The sequence below is a fragment of the Microbacterium sp. K35 genome (genome assembly GCF_004794375.1).
In the GTDB taxonomy this organism is placed as follows: domain Bacteria; phylum Actinomycetota; class Actinomycetes; order Actinomycetales; family Microbacteriaceae; genus Microbacterium; species Microbacterium sufflavum.
The window spans coordinates 1-7,414 of record NZ_SSDM01000091.1; the positions used below are offsets into that span (position 1 = coordinate 1).

General features: G+C 72.1%; 7 protein-coding genes. 2 read left to right on the forward strand and 5 right to left on the reverse strand.

Features of this window, described 5'->3' with window-relative positions:
• The 3 genes from DW299_RS02490 to DW299_RS02500 form a co-directional block, all read right to left on the reverse strand.
• Positions 1-244 (reverse strand): HPr family phosphocarrier protein (locus DW299_RS02490; protein WP_136035525.1); only part of this gene is annotated, 244 nt, incomplete at its 3' end.
• 2 nt (positions 245-246) lie between these two features.
• Entirely contained in the window at positions 247-1,917 is a 1,671-nt protein-coding gene (locus DW299_RS02495) for a phospho-sugar mutase (protein ID WP_136035526.1), read from the reverse strand.
• Positions 1,914-2,747, reverse strand: coding sequence for a purine-nucleoside phosphorylase (locus tag DW299_RS02500; protein WP_136035527.1), 834 nt, complete (start codon positions 2,745-2,747; stop codon positions 1,914-1,916). The genes DW299_RS02495 and DW299_RS02500 overlap by 4 nt, the downstream gene beginning before the upstream one ends.
• A 48-nt stretch (positions 2,748-2,795) precedes the next feature.
• Here DW299_RS02500 and DW299_RS02505 point away from each other — a divergent pair, with 48 nt between their 5' ends.
• The gene (locus tag DW299_RS02505; protein WP_136030329.1) at positions 2,796-4,244 is read left to right on the forward strand and encodes an NAD(P)H-quinone dehydrogenase; all 1,449 of its coding nucleotides are present in this window, start codon (positions 2,796-2,798) and stop codon (positions 4,242-4,244) included.
• Between the two features lie 72 nt (positions 4,245-4,316).
• Here the strand turns inward: DW299_RS02505 and DW299_RS02510 are convergent, their stop codons facing one another.
• Both DW299_RS02510 and DW299_RS02515 read right to left on the reverse strand, forming a co-directional pair.
• Positions 4,317-6,083: an acetyl/propionyl/methylcrotonyl-CoA carboxylase subunit alpha gene (locus tag DW299_RS02510; RefSeq protein ID WP_136030327.1), complete on the reverse strand. Its 1,767-nt coding sequence runs from the start codon at positions 6,081-6,083 to the stop codon at positions 4,317-4,319.
• A gap of 78 nt (positions 6,084-6,161) precedes the next feature.
• Positions 6,162-6,797 (reverse strand): Maf family protein, encoded by a 636-nt coding sequence (locus DW299_RS02515; RefSeq protein WP_136035528.1) that lies wholly within the window; start codon positions 6,795-6,797, stop codon positions 6,162-6,164.
• 23 nt (positions 6,798-6,820) lie between these two features.
• On the opposite strand from DW299_RS02515, the gene DW299_RS02520 reads away from it, so the two are divergent.
• A partial coding sequence (locus DW299_RS02520; protein WP_342589044.1) for a TRAM domain-containing protein occupies positions 6,821-7,414 on the forward strand: 594 nt, incomplete at its 3' end.

Consider the following 7,414-nt stretch of genomic DNA (forward strand, 5'->3'; position numbering starts at 1 on the left):
CGTCGGCGAGCCGGTCCAGCAGCGTCTCCGCGGCGGGGGATGCCGCCGTCTCCAGCACGACGGCATCCCCCGGCACGATCGCGAGGTCCATGACCGCCAGCACGCTGCTCAGGTCGACGGTCGTCCCGTCGGCGGTGCGCAGCGTCACCGGGCGGTCGTGCGCCTGCACGAGCCGGACGATCTCGGCGACCGGGCGCGCGTGCACGCCGTTGTGCGCGCTCACGACGACGGTCCGCTCGGGCATGGTCAGGAGCGCTCGTCCAGCAGGGCGCGCACTCCGGCCTCGAGCTCGGCGACGGCCGCAGCCGCTCCCTCCGCCGAGTCGCCCCGCGCATCGATGTACACCTTGAGCTTCGGCTCCGTGCCGCTCGGGCGGACGATGACGCGCGAGCCGTCACTCAGCCGGTACCGGAGCACGTCGCCCGACGGCTGACCGTCCGCGGCGTTCAGCAGGTCCTCCGCCGAGGCGATGGAGCGCCCGCCGATCTGCGTGGGCGGCAGGGTCCGCAGCGCCAGCATGACGGTGCCGATGAGGGCCAGATCGGCCACGCGCACCGACACCTGGGCGCTCGCGAAGTGCCCGTAGGTGTCGCCGAGCTCGCGGAGCAGGTCCGCGATGGTCGCGCCGCGCCCGCGCGCCTCCGCGGCGAGCCCGAGCAGCGCCACGGCGGCGGAGATGCCGTCCTTGTCCCGCACGGTCTCGGGGTTCACGAGGTAGCCGAGCGCCTCCTCGAAACCGAACACGATGCCCGGGGCCCGCGAGATCCACTTGAAGCCGGTGAGCGTCTCGTGGAAGTCGAGGCCGTGGTGCGCGGCGACCGCGCCGAGACCGGGGGAGGAGACCAGCGAGCAGGCCAGCGAGGCTCCAGGCGTGCCGGCGGCCGCACGGGCGGCGCGGGCGCCGAGCAGCAGGCCCACCTCGTTGCCGGTGAGCCGGCGCCAGCCCTCCGGCGCGGTGTCGTCGGGAATCGCCACGGCGAGCCGGTCGGCGTCCGGGTCGTTCGCGAGGATGAGGTCGGCGCGCGTCCGCCGGGCCTTCGCGAACGCGAGGTCCATGGCACCCGGCTCTTCCGGGTTGGGGAACGACACCGTGCGGAAGGTGGCGTCGGGGCGCAGCTGCTCGTCGACCACGAGCGGCTGCGGGTAGCCCGCGGCCTTCACGATGCGCGACACCGTCTCCCAGCCCACGCCGTGCATGGCCGTGTACACCCACCGCAGCCCGACCGCGTCGTCCGGAGCCGGGGCCACGGCGGCGGTCGCGGCGATATAGGCCTCGACCACGTCTTCGCCCGCCGTCTCGTACTCCGTGGAGCGCGGCAGCGACCGCACGTCTCCGGCGTCTGCGACCCGCTGAATGTGCGCGGCGATCTCGGCGTCCGCGGGGGCCACGATCTGCGAGCCCTGGTCGGCGCCGCCGAGGTACACCTTGTAGCCGTTGTCGTTCGGCGGGTTGTGGCTCGCCGTCACCATCACCCCGGCGGCGGCGTCGAGGTGGCGTACGGCGAAGGCCAGCACCGGGGTCGGCAGCAGGCGCGGCAGCAGGATCGCGCGCAGTCCCGCCCCGGCGAAGAGCTCGGCCGAGTCCTGCGCGAACACCCGGGAGTCGCGTCGGCCGTCGTAGCCGATCACGACGGTGGGCGTGCCGCCCCCCGCGCGCTCGCGGAGGTAAGCGGCGAACCCGGCCGCGGCCTGGGCGACGAGCACCCTGTTCATCCGGTTGCTCCCGGCGCCGAGCTCACCGCGCAGTCCGGCCGTGCCGAACGCGAGCCGACGGCCGAAGCGGTCGTCCAGGTCGGCGACGGCCGCGGCGTCTCCCGCGGCGGCCCTGGTCACGACGCCGGCGAGTTCGTCCCTGGTCTGCGGGTCGGGGTCCTGCCGCAGCCAGGCGCGGGCCTGCGCGAGCCGCTCCTCGCTCACAGGGCCTCGACCACCCTCGCCAGCAGTGCGGAGATCACCGGCTCCGCCTCCCGCCCGGCCTCGATCACCTCGGCATGGCTGAGCGGCGTCTGCTGGATGCCGGCGGCGAGGTTCGTGATGAGCGAGAACCCGAGGATCTCCATGCCCGCCTCGCGCGCCGCGATGGCCTCCAGCGCGGTGGACATGCCGACGATGTGCCCGCCGATCGCCTTCGCCATCTGCACCTCGGCCGGGGTCTCGTAGTGCGGACCGCGGAACTGCGTGTAGACGCCCTCGTCCAGGCCGGGGTCGATGCTCCGAGCGACGTCGCGCAGACGCTTCGCGTACAGGTCGGTGAGGTCGATGAACGTCGCCCCCTCGAGCGGCGAGTCGGCGGTCAGGTTGATGTGGTCGCTGATCAGCACCGGCTGGCCGGGCTTCCAGGTCTCGCGGATGCCGCCGGCACCGTTGGTGAGCACCATGATCTTCGCCCCCGTCGCAGCGGCCGTTCGCACGCTGTGCACCACGCGACGCACGCCGTGGTTCTCGTAGTAGTGGGTGCGCGCGCCGATCACCAGCACGTTCTTCCCGCCGGGGGTGCGGATGCTGCGCAGCGTCCCGACGTGTCCCTCGAGGGCGGGCTTGGAGAATCCGGTGACCTCGGTCGCGGGGATCGTGGCGACCGTCTCGCCGATGAGGTCGGCGGCCTTGCCCCAGCCGCTGCCGAGCGTGAGGGCGATGTCGTGCTTCTCGACGCCGGTGAGGCGCGCGATGTCGGAGGCGGCCGCGGCGGCCACCTCGAACGGGTTCGCGGAGGGGTCGTCGAGGGAGTTGCTGTGCGTTTCAGGCATGGATCCACTCTAGGAAGGTGCAGGCTCGGGGGCCAGGATTGGGGAAGAATGGAAAGCATGTCTTCCACCACTTTCGAGCGCACTCAGCGCGTCGCCGTGCTCGGCGGCGGACCCGGCGGTTACGAGGCGGCCCTCGCGGCCGCCCAGCTCGGAGCCGAGGTCACCCTGGTCGAGCGCGTGGGGGTGGGCGGCTCGGCCGTGCTCACCGATGTGGTGCCGTCGAAGAGTCTCATCGCGACCGCCGACGCCGCGGTCGCGATCTCCGAGGCGAGCGACCTCGGCGTGAACTTCTACGCGAAGGGCGAGAACGGCAAGCCGCTCAAGCCCGAGATCGCGATCAACCTCGCCGCGGTCAACAAGCGGCTGGTCGCGCTGGCCGGGCAGCAGTCCGAGGACATGCGCACGACCCTTCTCGACGCGGGCGTGCGCATCCTCTCCGGCCACGGTCGTCTGGAGGGTCCGAACGCGATCGTGGTCTCGACGGGGGAGCGCGGCACCGACTTCGACCGCGTCGAGGCGGACACCATCGTGGTCGCTGTCGGCGCGTCGCCGCGCGAGCTCGACTCCGCCAAGCCCGACGGCAGGCGCATCCTCACGTGGACGCAGCTGTACGACATGAAGGCGCTTCCCGAGCACCTCATCGTGGTCGGCTCCGGGGTCACCGGCGCCGAGTTCGCCTCCGCCTACATGAACCTCGGCGCGAAGGTCACCCTCGTCTCCAGCCGCGAGCAGGTGCTCCCCGGCGAGGATCAGGACGCCGCCCGCGTGCTGGAGAAGGTGTTCAAGCGCGGCGGCATGCAGGTGCTGTCGAAGTCCCGCGCCGAGAAGGTGGAGGTCACGGGCGACGGCGTGACGGTGACGCTGTCCGACGGCCGCACGGTCGAGGGCAGCCATTGCCTCATGGCGGTCGGCTCGATCCCGAACACCGCGGGCATCGGGCTGGAGGAAGCGGGCGTCGAGCTCGACGACTCCGGCCACGTGCGCGTGAACCGGGTGGCCCGCACGTCGGTGCCGAACGTGTACGCGGTGGGCGACTGCACGAACTTCTTCCCCCTGGCCTCGGTGGCCTCGATGCAGGGCCGCACGGCGGTGTTCCATGCCCTCGGCGACATCGTGATCCCGCTCGAGCTCATCAAGATCACGTCGAACATCTTCACCGCCCCGGAGATCGCCACGGTCGGCTACGGGGTGAAGGACGTGGAGGACGGCCTGGCCGACGGCATGGTCTACAAGCTGCCCCTCGCCGCCAACCCGCGCGCGAAGATGATGGGCATCAAGGACGGGTTCGTCAAGCTCATCGCCCGCAAGGGCTCCGGCACCGTGATCGGCGGCGTGATCGTCGCGCCGAAGGCGTCCGAGCTGATCTACCCGATCGCGATCGCCGTCGAACGGCGCCTCACGGTCGACCAGGTCTCGCGCGTGTTCGCGGCCTACCCGTCGCTGTCCAGCAGCATCACCGATGCGAGCCGGGCCATGCACCTGGTGAACATCTCCTGAGTCCCGCTCCTCCGGGCACACGGAAAGGGCACCCCGCCGCGGCGGGGTGCCCTTTCCTGTGTGTTCCGGGTGTCAGCTGATGGTGAGGAGCTGGTGCCCGGCGGACACCGTGGCCCCGGCGTCGGCGTTGATGTTGCCCACCACGCCGTCCTTGTGCGCCTGCAGCGGCTGCTCCATCTTCATGGCCTCGAGCACGACGACCAGGTCGCCCTTGACGACCTGCTGGCCGTCCTCGACCGCGACCTTCACGACCGTGGCCTGCATGGGCGACTTGACGGCGTCGCCGGAGGCGCCGGCGTTCGCGGTGGTGGTGTGGCTGCGGCGCGACGGCGGCACGACAGCGGGCCGTCCGGACGAGCCGGCGGAGACCGCGACGCGGTCGGGGAGGCTCACCTCGAGGCGCTTGCCCCCGACCTCGACGACCACCGTGTGCCGTGCACCTGCGGCGGCGGGGGACTCCAGTTCGCCGTCCCACGCGGGGATGTCGTTGTCGAACTCGGTCTCGATCCAGCGCGTGTAGACGCCGAAGTCGCCGTCCTCCGCCGTGAAGGCGGCGTCGCGCACCACCTTGCGGTGGAACGGGATGACGGTGGGGAGACCCGCGACCTCGAACTCGTCCAGGGCGCGGCGCGAGCGCTCGAGCGCCTCGGCACGGTCCTTGCCGGTGACGATGATCTTCGCGAGCAGGGAGTCGAAGGCGCCAGAGACGGAGTCGCCAGCGGTCACGCCGGAGTCGAGGCGGATCCCGGGGCCGCCGAACGTCTTGAACACGTGGATCGGGCCCGGCTGGGGGAGGAAGCCGCGACCCGGGTCCTCGCCGTTGATGCGGAACTCGATCGAGTGGCCCTGCGGCTGGGGGTCGTCGTAGTCGATGGTGCCGCCCGCGGCGATGCGGAACTGCTCGCGCACGAGGTCGATGCCCGTGACCTCCTCCGATACTGGGTGCTCGACCTGGAGGCGCGTGTTGACCTCGAGGAACGAGACCGTGCCGTCGGCGCCGATCAGGAACTCGCACGTTCCCGCGCCCACGTAGCCGACCTCCTTGAGGATGGCCTTCGACGCGGTGTAGAGCTGCTCGTTCTGCTCCGGGGTGAGGAACGGGGCCGGAGCCTCCTCGACGAGCTTCTGGTGACGGCGCTGCAGCGAGCAGTCGCGCGTGGAGATGACGACGACGTTGCCCGCAGCGTCGGCCAGGCACTGGGTCTCGACGTGGCGCGGCTTGTCGAGGTACTTCTCGACGAAGCACTCGCCGCGACCGAAGGCCGCGACCGCCTCGCGCGTGGCCGACTCGAACAGTTCGGCGACCTCGTCGAGCTCACGGGCGACCTTGAGCCCGCGTCCGCCACCGCCGTACGCGGCCTTGATGGCGATGGGCAGGCCGTACTCCTTCGCGAACGCCACGACCTCGTCGGCGCCGGCGACGGGGCCGGGGGTGCCGGGGGCGAGCGGGGCGCCGACCTTCTCGGCGACGTGACGCGCGGTGACCTTGTCGCCGAGGGCCTCGATGGCCTCGGGCGACGGGCCGATCCAGGTGATGCCCGCGTCGATCACGGCGCGCGCGAACTCGGCGTTCTCGGCGAGGAAGCCGTAGCCGGGGTGCACGGCGTCGGCACCGGCGCGGCGGGCGACGGAGAGGATCTTGTCGATCTGGAGGTAGGTCTCGGCGCTGGTCGAGCCGCTCAGCGCGTAGGCCTCGTCGGCGAGACGCACGTGCAGCGCGTCACGGTCCTGGTCGGCGTAGACGGCGACCGAGGCGATCCCGGAGTCGCGTGCGGCACGGATGATGCGGACGGCGATCTCGCCGCGGTTGGCGATGAGCACCTTGGCGATTGCAGGCATGCTTGCCAGCCTAGCGAGTAGCCCCCCGATCCCTTTGACGACTCTCGACAAGAAACGATCGAAAACGTGGAGGGGAGTCTACGACCACAGGTCGGTCCAGCGGACCCCGAGCTCACCCGCCAGGCGGCGCACGGTCGACAGGGACATGCCGACCACGGTGGACGGGTCGCCCTCCACACGGGCGATGAAGGCACCGCCTAGGCTGTCGACCGTGAAGGCACCGGCCACGAGCAGGGGCTCACCCGACGCGACATAGGCGGCGATCTCCGCGTCGTCCAGGTCGTCGGCGAAGGTCACCGCGGCCTCCGCGACGGCGGTCGCCTCCACCGGGGTCGCGCCGGGGGAGACCCGGAAGACGGAGTGCCCGGAGTGCAGCACCCCGGTGGCGCCGCGCATCTCCTGCCAGCGGCGCGTCGCCTCCTCGGGGGTATACGGCTTCCCGTACACGCGTCCGGCGAGCTCGAACATCGAGTCGCCGCCGATCACCAGGCCGTCGAAGTCGCCGTCGGCGCTCAGCCGCTCGGCGACGGCCGCCGCCTTGGCCCTGGCGAGCAGCAGCACCAGGTCGGCGGGTGCGAGCGGGCCCACGCGCTCCTCGGCGGCGGCGGCGAGGGCATCCTCGTCGACATCCGGCGCGAGGGTGAGCGGCTCGATGCCGGCCTGGCGCAGCAGCATGAGCCGGGCGGGAGACGTGGAGGCGAGGCAGACGCGCATGTGCACCACCGTATCCTCGAAGGATGACTTCCTCCGCAGCCGACGTGCTCGAACTCGACATCACCGGCATCGCCCACGGAGGGACTTTCGTCGCCCGTCACGAGGGTCGTGTGGTGTTCGTCTCCGACGCGATCCCCGGAGAGCGCGTGCGGGCGCGGCTGCTCACCCCCGCGGGTGCTGCGGACGCGGAGACGCGCAGCTTCTGGCGCGCCGAGACGGTCGAGGTGGTCGAGGCCTCCCCGCACCGGCGCCCGCACCTGTGGCCGGAGGCCGACGTGTCGCGCGATCCCGCCGACCGTCCGGGCGGCGCCGACCTGGGCCACATCGAGCTCGGGCAGCAGCGTGTCCTGAAGCGCCAGGTGCTGAGCGAGGCGTTCGACCGCTTCGCCGGCGCCGGGCTGGAGGCGCCGGAGATCGAGGCCGTGGAGTCCGGAGACGGCGCGCGCTGGCGCACCAGGGTGACCCTGCACGTGGACGACCGCGGTGTCGTCGGCCCGTTCGCGGCGCGCAGCCACCGCGTGGTGCCGGTCGGCTCGTACCCGCTTGCGCGGCCGGCGGTCGAGGCCGCCGCTCTCGCGCTCGACGGCGGTGAGCCGGGCCGCATCGAGCTCGTCGAG